The organism is Comamonas koreensis, from assembly GCF_014076495.1.
Lineage (GTDB): Bacteria > Pseudomonadota > Gammaproteobacteria > Burkholderiales > Burkholderiaceae_C > Comamonas > Comamonas squillarum.
This window is the reverse complement of record NZ_CP043575.1, coordinates 3782961-3798878: the sequence shown is the minus strand read 5'-3', so window position 1 is coordinate 3798878 and position 15918 is coordinate 3782961. Positions and strand designations below refer to the sequence as shown.

At 63.9% G+C, this 15918-nt stretch carries 15 protein-coding genes; 7 read left to right on the top strand and 8 right to left on the bottom strand.

Annotated elements, in window-relative coordinates; all coding sequences use genetic code 11:
• Positions 1 to 27: 27 nt before the first annotated feature.
• The gene (locus F0Q04_RS17215; RefSeq protein ID WP_198424328.1) at positions 28 to 408 is read right to left on the bottom strand and encodes a hypothetical protein; all 381 of its coding nucleotides are present in this window, start codon (positions 406 to 408) and stop codon (positions 28 to 30) included.
• Between F0Q04_RS17215 and F0Q04_RS17210 the strand changes: the two genes are divergently transcribed.
• Complete coding sequence (locus tag F0Q04_RS17210) at positions 402 to 2009, top strand: hypothetical protein (RefSeq protein WP_182342415.1); 1608 nt, start codon at positions 402 to 404, stop codon at positions 2007 to 2009. The two genes, F0Q04_RS17215 and F0Q04_RS17210, sit on opposite strands and share 7 nt — an antisense overlap.
• Here the strand turns inward: F0Q04_RS17210 and F0Q04_RS17205 are convergent.
• The 3 genes from F0Q04_RS17205 to F0Q04_RS17195 form a co-directional block, all read right to left on the bottom strand.
• Positions 2002 to 2409 carry a hypothetical protein gene (locus F0Q04_RS17205; RefSeq protein WP_116924318.1) on the bottom strand — a complete coding sequence of 136 codons (408 nt, stop codon included), beginning with the start codon at positions 2407 to 2409 and terminating at the stop codon, positions 2002 to 2004. The genes F0Q04_RS17210 and F0Q04_RS17205 overlap by 8 nt on opposite strands.
• A gap of 54 nt (positions 2410 to 2463) precedes the next feature.
• Positions 2464 to 3465 (bottom strand): YhdH/YhfP family quinone oxidoreductase, encoded by a 1002-nt coding sequence (locus F0Q04_RS17200; protein WP_182342412.1) that lies wholly within the window; start codon positions 3463 to 3465, stop codon positions 2464 to 2466.
• A 150-nt stretch (positions 3466 to 3615) separates the two neighbouring features.
• Positions 3616 to 4833, bottom strand: coding sequence for a CaiB/BaiF CoA transferase family protein (locus tag F0Q04_RS17195; protein WP_182342409.1), 1218 nt, complete (start codon positions 4831 to 4833; stop codon positions 3616 to 3618).
• 127 nt (positions 4834 to 4960) lie between these two features.
• Here F0Q04_RS17195 and F0Q04_RS17190 point away from each other — a divergent pair, with 127 nt between their 5' ends.
• The 4 genes from F0Q04_RS17190 to F0Q04_RS17175 all read left to right on the top strand — a co-directional run bounded on the left by F0Q04_RS17190 (position 4961) and on the right by F0Q04_RS17175 (position 9178).
• Positions 4961 to 5800 (top strand): IclR family transcriptional regulator, encoded by an 840-nt coding sequence (locus F0Q04_RS17190; protein ID WP_232539384.1) that lies wholly within the window; start codon positions 4961 to 4963, stop codon positions 5798 to 5800.
• A gap of 49 nt (positions 5801 to 5849) precedes the next feature.
• Positions 5850 to 7004, top strand: coding sequence for an acyl-CoA dehydrogenase family protein (locus tag F0Q04_RS17185; RefSeq protein WP_182342406.1), 1155 nt, complete (start codon positions 5850 to 5852; stop codon positions 7002 to 7004).
• Between the two features lie 84 nt (positions 7005 to 7088).
• Positions 7089 to 8084 (top strand): tripartite tricarboxylate transporter substrate binding protein, encoded by a 996-nt coding sequence (locus F0Q04_RS17180; protein WP_182342403.1) that lies wholly within the window; start codon positions 7089 to 7091, stop codon positions 8082 to 8084.
• 2 nt (positions 8085 to 8086) lie between these two features.
• On the top strand, positions 8087 to 9178 hold the full coding sequence (locus F0Q04_RS17175) for an NAD(P)H-dependent flavin oxidoreductase (protein WP_116924313.1): 1092 nt from the start codon (positions 8087 to 8089) through the stop codon (positions 9176 to 9178).
• Positions 9179 to 9264: 86 nt separating this feature from the next.
• Here the strand turns inward: F0Q04_RS17175 and F0Q04_RS17170 are convergent, their stop codons facing one another.
• Positions 9265 to 10290, bottom strand: coding sequence for a methionine synthase (locus F0Q04_RS17170; protein WP_182342400.1), 1026 nt, complete (start codon positions 10288 to 10290; stop codon positions 9265 to 9267).
• A 122-nt stretch (positions 10291 to 10412) separates the two neighbouring features.
• The gene (locus F0Q04_RS17165) at positions 10413 to 11396 is read right to left on the bottom strand and encodes a DUF1852 domain-containing protein (protein WP_182342397.1); all 984 of its coding nucleotides are present in this window, start codon (positions 11394 to 11396) and stop codon (positions 10413 to 10415) included.
• Positions 11397 to 11538: 142 nt separating this feature from the next.
• Between F0Q04_RS17165 and F0Q04_RS17160 the strand changes: the two genes are divergently transcribed.
• Positions 11539 to 12468, top strand: a complete 930-nt coding sequence (locus F0Q04_RS17160; protein ID WP_182342394.1) for a LysR family transcriptional regulator — start codon at positions 11539 to 11541, stop codon at positions 12466 to 12468.
• Here the strand turns inward: F0Q04_RS17160 and F0Q04_RS17155 are convergent.
• Both F0Q04_RS17155 and F0Q04_RS17150 read right to left on the bottom strand, forming a co-directional pair.
• Positions 12465 to 13952: a sensor histidine kinase gene (locus F0Q04_RS17155; protein WP_182342391.1), complete on the bottom strand. Its 1488-nt coding sequence runs from the start codon at positions 13950 to 13952 to the stop codon at positions 12465 to 12467. The two genes, F0Q04_RS17160 and F0Q04_RS17155, sit on opposite strands and share 4 nt — an antisense overlap.
• The gene (locus F0Q04_RS17150; RefSeq protein WP_021026369.1) at positions 13953 to 14633 is read right to left on the bottom strand and encodes a response regulator transcription factor; all 681 of its coding nucleotides are present in this window, start codon (positions 14631 to 14633) and stop codon (positions 13953 to 13955) included.
• A 255-nt stretch (positions 14634 to 14888) separates the two neighbouring features.
• Between F0Q04_RS17150 and F0Q04_RS17145 the strand changes: the two genes are divergently transcribed.
• A complete protein-coding gene (locus F0Q04_RS17145; RefSeq protein WP_182345754.1) occupies positions 14889 to 15845 on the top strand; it encodes an ABC transporter substrate-binding protein in 957 nt (318 codons plus the stop codon).
• The last annotated feature ends 73 nt before the right edge of the window (positions 15846 to 15918 follow it).

The window sequence follows — 15918 nt, the reverse complement described above, 5'->3', positions numbered from 1 at the left end:
GCTGGTCTTTGTGTGCTTGCGAAGGCATCAGCGCTGTTTGATGGGGTCCTGAATCACCGGGTTTTGCAGCGGCTCATAACCATTGCCTTTACCGCTGAGCCAGCTCAGCTCGGTTTTCCCCGCCTGCCTTAAATAGGCCTGTGCTTCCAGGAAAAGTGGTGCGCCTGAATCCTTGGTCGTCAATGGTCGTGATCGACCGGCTTTTTCTGCATTGAGAAAGTGCGCCCTATGGGGCTCATCGGTATAGCTGCGCGCAAAGAAACTTTCTTCGCCTTCAGAGAATTGGAAGATGTAATACTCATAATGGTATTCATGGAATCCAGCTTCGTCCGCATCGCTGGCATCCAGGTGATAAGTACAAATGACGTGCATCTGAAAATGATTCAATCCAGGGAGATAAAGTGGCACACCAAACGCGCATTCCAAAGCTGGCATCCATTCTCGCAGTATCTGCACTGGGTCTGTCCCTATCTCCCAACTGGGCAGCACGCAGTTTTACGCCACAGGCAGGCACCTGGGTCATCAGCGATGAAGTAGATGGCAAACCAGGCCGAGGTTTTGCCATTGATGTGCAGGGCAATACTTTCTTTATGCAGGTATTTGGCTACGAGAAAAATGGCGATGCTACTTTCTACGCTGCCACGGGACAGATGGAGGGCGACACCGTCACAGCCCCGCTGCTGCGCTACCAAGGAGGCCGCAGTTTTGGCAGCGAGCCGCGCGATGCGCAAGAAGACAAAAGCATTGGCGATGTGAAGCTCAGCTTTCGCAATGGCTTGCAGGGAACCATGCAGCTGCCTGGCGAACCAGCAAAGGACATCGAGCGCTTTATTTTTACCGCGCCAGATGCCGCCTATTACCAGACTGAGCAGTGGAAGACTTCTTCAAGGATGGCGCGTTGGTTTGGATTGAATGCGCAGGGCCAGGTCGAGAAAAGCTGGTTTGCGATGCTCAAGACCAGTCCCACCGAACCCATGCGTCTGACGCTATCCGATGGCCAAACGAGCGAGACGCTGGAGTGCAGCCTCACTACGCCAAGCGACAGCATCCGCTGCGTTGCTGCAAATGCTGCAGATGCTGGGCAAGCACCCGTGGTGAAAGAGGCGCAGTTCCGCCTCTTGGGCGCTCAAGTTGCTGGCGCCGTCAGCCTGCAAGCCGAAGGTGCTGCGCCATTGCAGTTATTGGGCATCAATACGCGCGCGGATTATCCATACAGCGGGGGTGTCATCGTCGGCTGCTGCGCCAATGGGCTTGAATCGTTTATGCCAGGCACTTTTGGCTATGCGCAGCGGCCTGCCTACCAGCCCAGCAATGGCACCTGGGTGATGGACGATGAGCTGACGGGCAAGCCTGGGCGTGGCGTGAGCCTGGATGTGCAGGGCGGAAAAATGGTCATGCAGGTATTTGCTTACCGGGCCGATGGACAGCCGACTTTCGCTATGGGGGTGGGCGACTTCGCACCCGATCCAGAATTGAGAGATGTCAGCAGCGCCCGATTTAGCTTGCAACAGTACCGGGGTGGCCGCAGCGTAGGCGGTGCCGCGTCCAGTGGCGAGCTGGTACGGGACGAAGGCGAGGTCATGGTACAGGTTTCCGGCCGCACGGGTGGGTATGGCATGCCGGCTGGCAGCTTGGCAGAGGCGATGGTGCAATTCCCGGGAGAGTCCGCCAAACGGATGCGCCGCTTGCCTCTGCAGCCCTGGCAGACACTGGAAGACCAGTTGTTTGGTGAGTGGTATTTTCCGGGCTTGTCGTATGCCGGAAGGCCTTTGACCGTCACCCTCAATCGCAGAGAGGGTGAGTTTGTGACCAATGACGATGGCTCCGTGCGGTGCCAGTTCAACACGCAGATGCTGCGAGGCGAATGCCAGTGGCCCACTGCCACGGGTACATCGGGTTCCTCGGGTCCGATCGAGCTGCAAGATGCGTTTGCCCTTTCCAACTCTTACGTCCGTCTGCGTGACCGCTATGGCAATCTAGTGGGCCTGGGCCAGGTGCCGCTTAATTAGCGCCGTGCGGCTTCAAGAGACAAAAAGGCTGCGTCGTTGAAACCACCGAAACGCAAATTCCGCTGGTGGCGATAAACCATTCGTGAACATCTAAAAGGGCCGCGGCCGATGTCAGTAAACCTGGCATGGCCTGCTCCCGCGAGAGCAGGCCGCCCGCTGCAATTTCAAAGACGATGCCGCCTTTGAATTGCCCGCTGCACCAGTAGGCGCTGTGGTTGCCTTCATCGGTCTCCAGCAGCACTTCGTAATGTGGGATCGAAATGTGCAGAGCGACGGTGTTGTCCACCAGACTTTTCACGACGATTTCCAGCGATGCGGCGTGGCGACGGTTGTCAAAAACATCGGTCTCGCCAACTGGGAGTCGAATGTCCGGAAATACCTTTCGCGCTACCACCCTCATCGCAGATCCAAGCACTCGCTGAAATCGGCCATTCTACGGAGGCTCGGTATTGGCCTATGCGGCCGCCGCCCCAAACCGCACCACCGTGCGCCCACTCGTCGCCCCCTCCAGCTGCCGCGCCGCATGCCCCAGCAGGTCGTCCAGCCCGATAAAGTGCACATCGGATTGCAGCGCGGCAAAGTCCGGCTTCCAGTCGCCCGCCAGCTTGTCCCACAGCCGGCGCCGCTGCGGCCAAGGGGCGTTGGCGACGATGCCGAACATCTGGGCGCGGCGCATGATAAAGGGCAGTACGCTGCCGTCAAAGCTGTTGCCCGAGGCATTGCCCACACTGGCCAGCAGGCCGCCATCGGCCAGAGACCGCAGCATCCATGACAGCACCGCGCCGCCCACGTTGTCGATGCCGGCAGCGAACTGCGGCTTTTCGATGGGGCGCTTGGAATCCACCACCTGGCTGATGTCGATCACTTGGCTGGCGCCCAGCGCGCGCAGTGCCGTTTCGTTGGCAAGGTTGCGGGTCAGCGCGGCGGTGCGGTAACCGGCCCGGTGCAGCATATGGATGGCCAGCCGGCCCACGGCGCCGCCGGCGCCGGAGATGGCGACCAGGCCGCTGTCAGGCTGGAGGCCCAGCTCCTCAAAGCGCTCCAGCGCCATCGCCGCAGTAAAGCCGGGCACGCCGAGGATGGCGACCTGCTCAGCGCTCAGGCCTGCGGGCAGGGCTTGCAGGTGCTCGGCGGGGGCCTGCACCAGCTCCGCAAAACCACCATCGACATCCATGCCGCGCCCGAAACCATGGCTGAGCACCATGTCCCCGGGCCGGAACTGCTCGCTGCGCGATTCAAGCACTTCACCCACCACCTCGATCCCTGCCACCCGGGGAAACTGCGTGATGATCCTGGCGGCCCCATGCAGCGACAAACAGTCCTTGTAGTTGACGCCCGCATAGTGGGCCTGGACCAGCACTTCGCCGGGCGCAAGTTCGCCGCGCTGCAGGGTCTCTATCTGGGAGTGGATGGCTTGGTCCGCGCTGCGCGTGACCATGGCCTGGTAGCGGTTCATGCAGTTCTCCTGAAGAGTCGCTAACACAACCCTTGATACGTCGTTGCCGAACCTTGTCGTACTACTGTACTGCCTGCGGCTCGACGCCTAGTCTCAATCGCAAACCTTCGGTTTGCGGGGTCGTGTTAGCGACTCTAATGAGGTATACGGTCAGACCACGCCTTGCGCGCGCAGCTGTGCCAGTTCATCGGCCGAGATGCCGAAGGCGGCATAGACCTCGGCGTTGTGCTCGCCCAGTGCCGGGCCGCTTCGGGGCACCGGCATGTCGCGGCCGATGATGCGCGGAACAATGCAGGGCGCAGGCAGGCTGCCATGGTCGGCATCGGCCAGGCGGATGATGGCCTCGCGCGCCTGAAAATGCGGGTCCGCCTCGATATCGGCGATGTCATAGACCTTGCTGAACGGAATCTCGCAGGCCTCCAGCTTCTGGCTGATCTGCACAAAGCCATGCTCGGCAAACCAGCCGCTGACGATGGCATCGAGCGCATGCACATGGGCCACGCGCTGGGGCAGGCTGCCAAAGCGCGGGTCGTCTGCCAGCTGGGGCTTGTCCATGGCCTTGCACAGCCGCAGCCAGACGGCCTGCGATGACGCCACCATCGAGAAGAACACGCCATCGGCACTGCGGTACATGTTGGACGGCGCCGTGTAGGTGGCCAGATTGCCTTCGCCGCGCCGGGCCAGGCCCAGCTGTTCATGCTCGACGGGCAGCGGGTCCAGAATGCGGAACAGCGCCTCGGTGGCTGACAGGTCCACCTCCACGCCCAGCGCCTCGGGGTCGGCACGCAGGCGGGCCATTTCTGCAGCGATCGAGAACGCGCAAAAGATGCCGGCGACCGAATCGCCGATCGGGTAGTTGCTGTGCATCGGCGCGCCACCTGCAGGTGCGGTCAGGTTGGTGAAGCCGCTCATCGCCTCAAACACCCGCGCAAAGCCGGCGCGGGCGCTGTAGGGCCCCGTCTGGCCAAAGCCGGTCAGGCGCACCACGATAAGGCGCGGATTGGCGCGGTGCAGGGTGGCAATATCCAGGCCCCAGCGGTCCAGGCTGCCGGTGCGAAAGTTCTCCACCAGCACATCGAACTGCGCCAGCATGGCCAGCAGCAGCTCGCGCCCCTGCGGCTTGCGCACATCCAAGGTGATGCCGCGCTTGCCCCGGTTCGCCACCTTCCACCACAGCGGCGATCCATCCTTGATGGGCTGCATGTGGCGCAGCGCATCGTTGCCATCGGGCAGCTCCAGCTTGACGACATCGGCGCCATGGTCGGCGCACATGGTCGCGCCACTGGGCGCAGCCAGCACCGTGGCCATGTCCAGAATGCGTACGCCGGCCAGCGAGCCCGGGTTGGTCTTGGTCTTGTGGTGGGTCATGAAAACTCTTCGTGCAGTAAGCGCAATAGCCGCTTTGTCCCACAGCGGATGGGCAGCTGCAATAGCATGTTTCGCTTAGCGAAACACTCGGCTCAAACGATTGACCTGGAAAGGCCGCCGCCCAATCATGACCACACGAACCACCGCCAAACCTGCCGTGCACACCATCCCTCTGCCCGGGCTTGTCAGCCCCCATGACCTCACGCAAGACCGCCAGTTCTCGATGAACCTGGCGCGCGGTCTGGAGGTGCTGCGCGCGTTCACGCCGGCCAGCCCGGTGCTGGGCAACCGGGAGATTGCCGACCGCACCGGCCTGCCCAAGCCCACCGTCTCACGGCTGACCTATACGCTCACCTTGCTGGGCTATCTGAGCCGAGATGGCCAGCTGCAAAAGTACCGGCTGGGCCCGGGCGTGCTGTCGCTGGGCCACCCGCTGCTGGCCAGCATGGCCGTGCGCCAGGCGGCCAAGCCGCTGATGGAGTCGCTGGCGCGCAGCACTGGCTGCACCGTCAACATGGGGGTGCGCGACCGCGACCAGGTGGTCTATATCGACTCGGTGCGGGCCGATTCCACCAACCAGCACCTGCCCGATATCGGCTCCACCCGCCCGCTGCTGTCCAGCGCCATCGGCCGGGCGCTGATCCTGGCCTGCCCGGCGGCCGAGCAGCGCGCCATCCTCAATTACCTCCGGGTCAAGGACCGTACCGAGTACGAGGCCCAACTGCCCCACTGGCAGGCCGATGTAGTGCGCTTCCAAGAAGAGGGCTACTGCCACTCCAAGGGCGACTGGCGCAAGGAGATCCATGCGATTGCCGTGCCGGTGCGCACCCACCTGGGCGGCTTGCCCGTCGCGCTGAACTGCACCTTGTCCACCCACCGGGCATCCAGGAACCAGCTCAGCCGCGAGGTGGCACCGTTGCTGAAAGATGCCGTTTTTCAACTGGAGCTGGCGCTGGGCATGCGCTAGCCAAGCCCTGCCGCCGGCGCCAGGCCACCACCCCCAAGAAAGAAGCGTGATGATCCGAGACCCCCAGACGTTTGAAGCCATGCTGGCCGAGCTGCGTGTTTTTTTGCGCAACGAATGCCAGCCGATCGAGGTGCAGGTCGATGCGCAGGACCTGATCCCCGAGCCGGTGGTGCAGCGCATGCGCGAGCTGGGCCTGTTTGGCCACAGCATCCCCGAGGCCTATGGCGGCGCGGGCCTGACGACCGAGGAGCTGGCGCTGGTCAATATCGAGGTCTCGCAGGTAGCGACCGCTTTCCGGGCGCGCTTTGGCGGCAACACCGGCATTGCGTCGGAGTCGCTGGTGGTCGATGGCACCGAAGCGCAGAAACGCCAATACCTGCCGCTGCTGGCCAGCGGCGAAGTGACCGGCTGCTTTGCGCTGACCGAGCCCGAAGCTGGCTCGGACGCCACCGCGCTGCGGACCACCGCTGTGCGCGATGGTGCGCATTTTGTGATCAGCGGGCGCAAGTGCTTTATCACCAATGCGCCGATTGCCAACCTGTTCACCGTGTTTGCCCGGTCCGAGCCCGGCAGCAAGGGCGCCAACGGCATCAGCGCCTTTCTGATCGAACGCGGCACGCCCGGGCTGTCCACACCACCTGCGATGCGCAAGATGGGCCAGCATGGCTCGCCCGTCGGTGAGGTGGTGCTGGACCAGGTGCGCGTGCATGAAAGCGCCATCGTTGGTGGTCTGGAGGGCAAGGGCTTTCGCACAGCGATGCGCGCCCTCAACAAGCAGCGGATCAACCTGGCCGGTCTCTGCGTGGGCCCCGCCATCCGCCTGGTGCAGGAGATGGCCCTGCAAGCGCAGCGCCGCCAGCAGTTTGGCCAGCCGATCAGCGAGTTCCAGTTGGTGCAGCAGCTGATTGCCGAAAGCAATACCGAGGTACATGCCGCCCGCGCACTGGTGCTGGAGACCGCCCGCAAGCGCGACGATGGCCAGGACGTGACCATGGAAGCCTCCATGTGCAAGCTCTTTGCCTCCGAGACCTGCGGCCGTGTGGCCGACCGGGCCGTGCAGATCTTTGGCGGCAGCGGCTATGTGGCCGGCAATGTGGCCGAGCGCTTCTACCGCGATGTGCGCCTGTTCCGGCTCTATGAAGGCACGAGCCAGGTCCACATCACCAATATCGCCAAACGCACGATGGCGGCACTGAACACCTAGCCGCCCATTACCGCGACGCGTATCGAGATAAGAACAAGCGCAGACCAACAAAAGCGCAATCCACCCTTCTCAGGAGACAAAGCCATGCAGACCATCCCATCCCTTGCCCATGCGGCGCGCGCCTTGCTGGCGTGCAGTCTGGCCGTAACTGCGCTTGCGCAGGCGCAGCCCCAGGCAGAAGGCTATCCCAGCAAGCCGGTCAAGGTCATCGTGCCGTTCTCGGCGGGCGGGGTGGTCGATTCGGTTGCGCGCATCATCAGCGACAAGCTCTCAACCCAGTATGGCAAGCCCTTTATCGTCGAGAACAAGACGGGCGCGGGCGGCTCCATTGGCACCGACTATGTCGCCAAATCGGCGCCTGATGGCTACACCCTGCTGGCGGTCAGCCCCAGCCATGCGGTGGCACCCGCGCTGCAAAAGAGCATCAGCTGGAGCCCCGTGCGCGACTTCAAGGCGATTGCCGGCTTTGGCTATGTGCCCAATATCATCGTCGTGCACCCCAGCCTGCCGGCCAAGACCATGGCCGAGTTCGTCGCGCTGGCCAAGAAGAGCGATCCGCCTTTGACCTATGCCACTGCCGGCCTGGGCACCTCCAACCACCTGTCGGGCGAGCTGCTGGCGCAAGAGGCCCATATCGCGCTCGCGCATGTGCCCTACAAAGGCCAGTCCGAGGCCTTGAACGACCTGCTCTCCGGCAGGGTCAACATGATGCCGCTGACCTCGGCGCTCGCAATCCCCCATGTCAAAAGCGGCAAGCTGCGCGCGCTGGCCGTCACCACCGCCAAGCGCTCCAGCGCTTCGCCCGATCTGCCGACCGTGGCCGAAGCGGCGCAACTGCCCCACTACAACGTGGGCACCTGGTTTGGCTTGGTGGCGCCGGCCAAGACGCCGGCGCCTGTGCTGCACAAGCTGTCGGCCGATATTGCGCAGATCCTCGCGCAGCCCGATGTCAGGACCAAGCTGGAATCGCTGGGCATGGAGCTGGCACCACAGAGCGCCGAGCAGTTCGATAGCTTTATCGCGCAGGAGAGCGAGAAGTGGGGCAACGTCATCAAGCAGGCCGGCATTGAGCCCAACTGAACATGCCGCAGTTTCAAACACCTCTTTGCCAGCGCCTGGGCATCCAGCATCCCATCTTTGGCTTCTCGCATGAGCCCGATGTCGTGGTCGCCATTGCCCAGGCCGGCGGCTTTCCCGTGCTGGGGCTGGCGCGTGATGCGCCGCAGGATATTCCGGCCATCGTGCGCGATGTGGAGCAGCGTCTGGCGGGTCTGCCCTATGGCATTGACCTGATGCTGCCCGCCCATGTGCCAGAGCAGGCCGATCCGCAAAGCCTGCAGGCAGCGCTGCCACCCGCGCATGTGGCCTTTGTGGCCGGGCTGCGCGAGCGTTTTGCCATCCAGCCGCCCAGCCAGCCCAGCTTTTTTACCGCCCATGCGCGCTCGGAGGCACTGTTTCAGGCGCAGATCGATGCGGTGCTGAACTCCCAGGCATGCGCGGTGGCAACGGCCATCGGCCTGCGCGCCGAGCTGATTGCCGAGGCCAAGCGCAGAGGCAAGCTGACGTTCTCGCTGATCGGCTCGCTGCGCCATGCGCGCAAGGCGCTGGACATGGGCGTGGATGTGCTCGTCGCCCAGGGCTATGACGCGGGGGGCCACACCGGCACCGTGGGCACCATGTCGCTGCTGCCGCAGGTAGTGGAGCTGGCCCAGAACACGCCCGTGCTGGCCGCTGGCGGCATCGCCACCGGTGCGCAGGTGCTGGGCAGCATCTGCAGCGGCGCGCAGGGCGCCTGGCTGGGCACCTTGTGGATGGCCGCGCAAGAGAACCACACGCCCGCTGCGTTGCTGGACCGGCTGATCGCCAGCAGCAGCGAAGACACCGTCATCTCGCGCGCCCACAGCGGCAAGCCTTGCCGCGTGGTGCGCAGTGCCTGGATCGATGCCTGGGACGAGGCCGATGCCCCCGCGCCGCTCGGAATGCCCCAGCAGCAGGCGCTGACCGGTGATGTGTTCGCCTCCATCCACGAGCACAACAATGCCCAGCTGATCTACGAAGCAGCCGGGCAGAGTGTGTTTGGCATCAAGGCGCCCACGACGGTCGCCGCGCAGATGACCCTGCTGGTGGCCGAGATGAACCAGGCCTGGGGGCGGGTGAGCGGCTTTGTGCAGTAGCTGAAAGTAGCTGACCCAGTCAGGGCGACCCGGTTGTTTGGACCGGGTTAGGTTGGTGCATAAGCCTGGCGTATCAAGCAGGCGTATCAAGCAGCAGCCAGCCGCTCCTTGGCCAGCTGGGTGCCCGCTGCCAGTGCCTTGAGCTTGCCCCAGGCCACATCGCGCGACATCGGTGCCAGGCCGCAGTTGGTGCAGGGGAAGAGGCGGTCTGCGGGCACAAACTCCAGCGCGCGGGCAATGGTGTCGGCCACTTCCTCGGGCGTCTCGATGGTGTCGCTCGCCACATCGATCACCCCCACCATGACATCCTTGCCGGCCAGCAGCTTCATCAGGTCGGGCGGCACATGGGAGTGGATGCACTCCAGGCTCACCTGGTCGATGCTGCTGCGCGCGAGCGCCGGGAACACCGTCTCGTACTGGCGCCATTCGTCGCCCAGCGTGCTCTTCCAGTCGGTATTGGCCTTGATGCCGTAGCCGTAGCAGATGTGCACGGCGGTGGTGCAGCTGAGGCCCTGCGCTGCGCGCTCGAGCGCCTGCACGCCCCAGTCCGCTGCGTCCTTCATGTAGACGTTAAAGGCCGGTTCATCGAACTGGATGATGTCCACGCCATCGGCCTGCAGGGCCAGCGCTTCCTGGTTCAGCAGCTCGGCAAAGGCCATGGCCATCTTTACCTTGTCGCCATAGAAGCGGTCCGCCACGGTGTCCACAATCGTCATCGGGCCGGGCAGGGTGAACTTGAGCTTTTTCTTCGTGTGGGCGCGCGTCAGCTGCGCTTCAAACGCATGCACACGGCCCTTGAGGCGCAGGGCGGCTACCACCTGCGGCACCATCGCGTCGTAGCGGTTGTCGCGGATGCCCATCTTCACCTTGTTGTCGAAGTCGATGCCTTCGACCTGCTCCAGAAAGCCATGCACAAAGTGCTGGCGCGCCTGCTCGCCGTCGCCCACGATGTCCAGACCGGCGTCCTCCTGGGCCTTGATCCACAGCAAGGTCGCATCGGCCTTGGCTTGGCGCAGTGCATCGCCTTCTGCCATCCACTGGGGCCAGAGCTTGTTGGTTTCGGCCAGCCAGGCGGGTTTGGGCAGACTGCCGGCAATGGAGGTTTCAAACATCAGAGATTTCCTTTTTCAAATATGGGGGGCAGGTTGGCGTGCAAGGCATTGTGCGCACGCCGCTGCACAAGGGGGTTGCGTAGGTGACATGCGCGCAAGCAGCAATGCCAGTCTGGAAGTGGTCAAACGCTGGCCTGGGCCGCCCAGGCTTGCAGAACACCCTGGTAGGGCTTGATGAAATGCTCCTCGGCAAACCGGCCTTGTTGGATGGCCAGCTGGCTGCGCTCTTCGCGGTCATAGACGATCTGCGTCAGCGAGTAATCCTCGTGCTTCAGGCTCGGCTGGTAACGCGCGCCGGCGGCGGCATTGGCGTTGTAGATCTCCGGGCGGTAGATCTTCTGGAAGGTCTCCATCGTGCTGATGGTGGCAATCAGCTCCAGGCTGCTGTAGTCGCCCAGCAGGTCGCCATCAAAGTAAAAGGCCAGCGGCGCAACGCTGTTGGCGGGCATGAAAAAGCGCACCTGCATCCCCATCTTGGCAAAGTACTGGTCGGTCGACGACAGCTCGTTTTGCTGGTACTCGATGCCCAGCACCGGGTGCTGGTTGCCGCTGCGCTGGTAGACCTTGCTGGTCGATGCGCTGATGCAGATCACCGGCGGCTTGCTGAAGTTGTCGCGGTAGGTGCTGGAGCCCGCAAAAGCCTTGAACAGCTTGCCATGCAGCTCGCCAAAATGCGCCGGGGTGCTGAAGCCGGCCCGGTCCAGGTTGTGCGCCGGCAGCAGCACGCTGAAGTCGTAGTCGCGCACATAGGACGAGAAGTTGTTGCCCACAATGCCGGCACTGCGCTGGCCCGTCTGCTTGTCGAGGATATGCGTCTGCAGCATCTCGATCAGTGGAAAGGCCTCCTGGTTGCGCTGCGCGCCCAGTTGCATCGCTACCGTGACGATGTCCAGCTCCACCGCATAGCGGTCAGCGCTGGGGTTGTCCCAATGGGCCAGCTCGTTGAAGCGGTTGTCGATCATCCGCAAGGTGTTGCGCAGGTTCTGCTGCCGGCTCTGGCCCCGGGCCAGGTTGGCAAAGTTGGTGGTGATGCGTGTGCTGCCGGAGGGCTGGTAGTGCTCGTCAAAGCGCAGGCGCTGGAGGGTGAAGCTGATGTCGCTGCTCATGGGGGTCCGATCATTGAATGCAGGGGACCTGAGCTGCCTTGGGCATAGCACGCTGCTCAGGTCGATGGGCCGGATGTTAGAGCGGGTTATTCATGAAGTAAAATGGTTTTATCTCATAAATCCATGAATGTGGTTCATTTGAATGTTGGAACGTATCCACCTCAGCATCGTCCAGCAGGTCGAAAAGCAGGGCTCGCTCACCGCCGCTGCCAGCGTGCTCCATCTCAGCCAATCGGCGCTGAGCCACAGCATGAAAAAGCTGGAGCACCAGCTGGGCACGGAGGTATGGCTGCGCGAAGGCCGCAGCCTGCGGCTGACGCAGGCCGGCCAGTACCTGCTGGCGGTGGCCAACCGCGTGCTGCCGCAGCTGGACCTGGCCGAAGAGCGCCTGGGCCAGTTTGCCCAGGGCGAGCGCGGCGCGCTGCGCATCGGCATGGAATGCCACCCCTGCTACCAGTGGCTGCTCAAGGTCGTCTCGCCCTACCTGGCCGCCTGGCCCGATGTGGAGGTGGATGTGAAGCAGAAATTCCAGTTCGGCGGTATCGGCGCGCTGTTTGGCTATGAGATCGACCTGCTGGTCACGCCCGACCCGCTGTTCAAACCCGGGCTGCAGTTTGAGCCGGTGTTTGACTACGAGCAGGTGCTGGTCGTGCCCCGGGGCCATGCGCTGGCATCTGCCGCCTATGTGAAGCCCCAGCAGCTCGCGCAAGAGGTGCTGGTCAGCTACCCGGTCGATATCGAGCGGCTCGACATCTACAACCAGTTCCTGCTGCCCGCCGGCATCACGCCCCGGCGCCACAAGACCATCGAGACCACCGACATCATGGTGCAGATGGTCGCCAGCGGCCGGGGCGTGGCGGCGCTGCCGCGCTGGCTGGTGGAGGAGTACGCTGCCAAGATGGACGTGGTGCCCGTGCGGCTGGGCCCGCGCGGCATTGCCAAGCAGATCTTTCTGGGGGCGCGCGAATCGGATACGGCCATCGACTATGTGCGCGCCTTTATCGCGCTGGCGCGCCAGCCTGGTGCTGCCACACCGGCCGCCACACTCGCCACGACACCTCTCCTGGCTTAGTCCTGGCCTGCCGTTCGCGCAAAACGCACGCTGATGCGCAGGCCCGGGCCAAAGGGTGGCGTACAGCGCTGCTGGGCATCGGCCAGTTGCAGGTGGGCGCCCGTTGCGCGTGCCACCTCCTGCACAATCGCCAGCCCCAGGCCGGTGCCAGGCGTGTCGTTGGTCAGGCGGTAAAAACGCTCCAGCACCCGATCGCGGCTTTGCGCGGGTATGCCCGGGCCATTGTCTTGCACCCACAACAGCAGGCTGTCGGCGCTGGCCTCCAGGCCCAAGGTCACCTGGCCTTGCGGCGGCGTGTAGCGGATCGCGTTGTCCACCAGGTTGGCAATCAGCTCGGGCAACAGACGGCTGCTGGTATACAGCGAAAACGCATGTGCATCGGCTGAGGGCTTGCCAGCATCTGCTGCTGCAACAGCAGGCGCTTCGCTTTCCTCCCAGCCCAGGTCGATCTGCTTGAGGTCGGCCGCTGGCGCCAAGGCTTCCAGGCACTGCAGGCACAGTGCGCGCAGGTCCAGCCACTGCGGCGCTTGGGCGGCATGCGCGGCGCTGCCAGCCTCGGCCTGCGCCAGGGTGAGCAGCTGGTTGGCCACATTGAGCAACTGCTGGTTGCTGCGCTGCAGCCGCTGCAGCACGGCCAGGCGCTGCGCGACCGAGAGGGCGGCCAGCTCGGCAGGCGTCTGGCCCAGCGCCTGCTCCAAGGTATGGGCCTGGATGGCCAGCGGCGTGCGCAGCTGGTGCGCTGCATCCGAGATGAACTGGCGCTGGCGCGCGACCTGGGCGCGGATGGTGCGGGCGAACTGGTTGACGGTCTCGGTCAGCGGCCGCAGCTCCTGGTGAATCTGGCGCGAGTCGAGGTGAAAATCCAGATCCCGGGCCGGGCGCTCGGCCAGCTGGCGCGCCATGCGCAGCAGCGCGCGCAGCTCCAGGGTCAAGGCGGTGGCGCTCACCAGCACGGCCACGGCCAGTGCCCAGAGCAGGTATTCCATCGTCGGCCACCACAAGGTCTGCACCATGTTGTCGCGGCTGTGCGTGGTTTTGCCAACCAGGATGGTGATCTCGCGCGCGCCCGCCACGTCGTACATAGCCCGGCGCGTGATGACGGCGCGGATCGGCTGGCCTTGCCAGACGGCGTCATACCACTGGGCGTTGTCGCTGCCGCTCAGCTGCAGCTTTGGCGGCTGCGGAAAATTCTGCTGGCCCGCCAGCAACTGGCCTTGCGCATCCATCACGCTCAGGTAGACATGGTCGCGCGCCGGTGACATGAACAGGCTGAGCGCCGACGGCGGCACGCTGGCGCGCACATCGCCGTCTTCCCAGATCAGGCGGTCAGCCAGGATCTTGGCCGAGGACAGCAGGTCATGGTCCTGCACATAGTCGGCCGCGTCCTCGGCGTGCTCATGGGCAAACCAGCCGCACAGGCCCACCAGCACCGCCAGCGGCAGCAGCAGCCACAGGGCCAGGCGTGCGCGCAGGCTGTGCAGCATTCAGTCCCCGCCGGCCAGTTTTTGCTTGAGCAGGTAGCCCACGCCGCGCAAGGTCATGATGGTGGTGTCGCTGGCCTGCAGCTTCTTGCGCAGGCGGTGCACATACAGGTCCACCGCATCGGCGCTGGCCTCTTCGTCCATGCCGTAGATCACATCCATCAGCCGCTGCTTGGGCAGGGCGCTGCCGTTTTGCAGCATCAGCGCTTCGAGCACACTGCGCTCGCGCGGGGGCAGGGCCAGCTCTTCGCCCGCCACGCTGAACAGGCGCGTGCGCAAGTCCAACTGCAGGTTGCCGCAGCGCACCTGGTTTTCGCGCCCGGGCATCTGGCGCCGCGCAATGGCCTGCATGCGGGCCAGCAACTCGCGCACCTCCACCGGTTTGACCAGGTAGTCATCGGCGCCAATTTCCAGGCACAGCACCTTCTGGTCGAGCGAATCGCTGGCCGTCAGCACAATCACCGGCAGGCTGTCCCCCCGCTCACGCAGGCGGCGCAGCAAGGCCTTGCCGCTCAGTTGGGGCAGGTTCAGGTCCAGCAGCAGCAAGTCGTAGTGCGATTGGCTCAGCAGCTGGTCAGCCGCATCGCCACGGTCCACATGGTCCACCACAAAAGCATGCTGGCGCAGCAGCTCGGCCAGGGACTGGGCCAGTTCCAGGTTGTCTTCGACCAGAAGGATCTTCATCGGAGGAGGTGGGACGCCGGGCGCCCGCAAATAGATCAGGGATAACCACTAAAAATGCTGCAGTGCAGCGAAAGCGCACTGAAAGGGTGCAGTTTCTAGACTCTGTTCCTATCCGGTGCATTATGCGGTCGCCCAGCTCGGGGAGCCACCACTGCAGATGCCAGGACCACAACTTCAAGGAGACACTGCATGACCAAGTTCCACGCTACCCGCCGCCATGCCCTGGCAGCCATCGCCGCTGCTGCTGTCTGCTGCATGGCCAGCACGGCTGCCCAGGCGGCAGACGACACCGTCACCATCATGGTGGGCGGCATCAACAAGATCATCTACCTGCCCGCCAAGCTGGCCGAGTCGCTGGGCTACTTCAAGGAAGAGGGCCTGAAGGTCGAGCTGCAATCGCAGCCTGCCGGCGTGGATGCAGAAAACCAGCTGATCGCCGGTGCCGTGCAAGGCGTGGTGGGTTTCTACGACCACACCATCGACCTGCAGGCCAAGGGCAAGGAGATCCAGGCCATTGCGGTGTTCTGCAAGGTGCCCGGTGAGGTGGAACTGGTGTCCACCAAGGCAGCGGCAGGCGGCTTCAAATCAATGGCCGATGCCAAGGGCAAGACCCTGGGCGTCACCGGCCTGGGCTCTTCCACCGAGTTCCTCACCCGCTACCTGGTCGACAAGGAAGGCGTGGCCAGCAAGGACTACTCGCTGCTGCCCGTGGGCGCTGGCAACTCCTTTATCGCCGGCATGAAGCAGGACCGCATCCAGGCCGGCATGACCACCGAGCCGACCGTGTCGCAAATGCTCAAGACCGGCGACGCCAAGGTGCTGGTGGATATGCGCAGCGAAGAGGGCACCCAGGCCGCACTGGGCGGCCTCTACCCTGCCGCCAGCCTGTATGTGCGCAACGAATGGGCCGCCAGCCACAAGGACCAGGCCGCCAAGCTGGCGCGCGCCTTTGGCAAGACCATGCAGTACATCAGCAGCCATAGCGCCGAAGAGATTGCCGACAAGATGCCCAAGGACTACTACGGCAATGACAAGGAGCTGTATGTGGCGGCGCTGAAGGCCTCGCTGCCGATGTACACCAAGGACGGCAAGATGCCCGAAGGCGGCCCAGAGACCGTGCTCAAGGTTTTGTCGGCCTACAAGCCCAATGTGAAGAGCGCGCACATTGACCTGGCCAAGACCTATTCCAACGCCTACTTGAGCGCCAAGTAAAAAGCGGCGCAAGCCGCCCAGCAGCGCGGCCAGGCCGTGCTGCCCGCAATTCACACCCACAGGGAAGACCACC

What these genes read in the sequence shown, in the direction of transcription:
- F0Q04_RS17160 (WP_182342394.1), top strand. Translation starts at nt 11,539, where the DNA reads ATGTTGGAACGTATCCACCTCAGCATCGTCCAGCAGGTCGAAAAGCAG.
- F0Q04_RS17150 (WP_021026369.1), bottom strand. Translation starts at nt 14,633, where the DNA reads ATGAAGATCCTTCTGGTCGAAGACAACCTGGAACTGGCCCAGTCCCTG.
- F0Q04_RS17185 (WP_182342406.1), top strand. Translation starts at nt 5,850, where the DNA reads ATGATCCGAGACCCCCAGACGTTTGAAGCCATGCTGGCCGAGCTGCGT.
- F0Q04_RS17155 (WP_182342391.1), bottom strand. Translation starts at nt 13,952, where the DNA reads ATGCTGCACAGCCTGCGCGCACGCCTGGCCCTGTGGCTGCTGCTGCCG.
- F0Q04_RS17200 (WP_182342412.1), bottom strand. Translation starts at nt 3,465, where the DNA reads ATGAACCGCTACCAGGCCATGGTCACGCGCAGCGCGGACCAAGCCATC.
- F0Q04_RS17165 (WP_182342397.1), bottom strand. Translation starts at nt 11,396, where the DNA reads ATGAGCAGCGACATCAGCTTCACCCTCCAGCGCCTGCGCTTTGACGAG.
- F0Q04_RS17170 (WP_182342400.1), bottom strand. Translation starts at nt 10,290, where the DNA reads ATGTTTGAAACCTCCATTGCCGGCAGTCTGCCCAAACCCGCCTGGCTG.
- F0Q04_RS17190 (WP_232539384.1), top strand. Translation starts at nt 4,961, where the DNA reads ATGACCACACGAACCACCGCCAAACCTGCCGTGCACACCATCCCTCTG.
- F0Q04_RS17145 (WP_182345754.1), top strand. Translation starts at nt 14,889, where the DNA reads ATGGCCAGCACGGCTGCCCAGGCGGCAGACGACACCGTCACCATCATG.
- F0Q04_RS17195 (WP_182342409.1), bottom strand. Translation starts at nt 4,833, where the DNA reads ATGACCCACCACAAGACCAAGACCAACCCGGGCTCGCTGGCCGGCGTA.
- F0Q04_RS17205 (WP_116924318.1), bottom strand. Translation starts at nt 2,409, where the DNA reads ATGAGGGTGGTAGCGCGAAAGGTATTTCCGGACATTCGACTCCCAGTT.
- F0Q04_RS17175 (WP_116924313.1), top strand. Translation starts at nt 8,087, where the DNA reads ATGCCGCAGTTTCAAACACCTCTTTGCCAGCGCCTGGGCATCCAGCAT.
- F0Q04_RS17180 (WP_182342403.1), top strand. Translation starts at nt 7,089, where the DNA reads ATGCAGACCATCCCATCCCTTGCCCATGCGGCGCGCGCCTTGCTGGCG.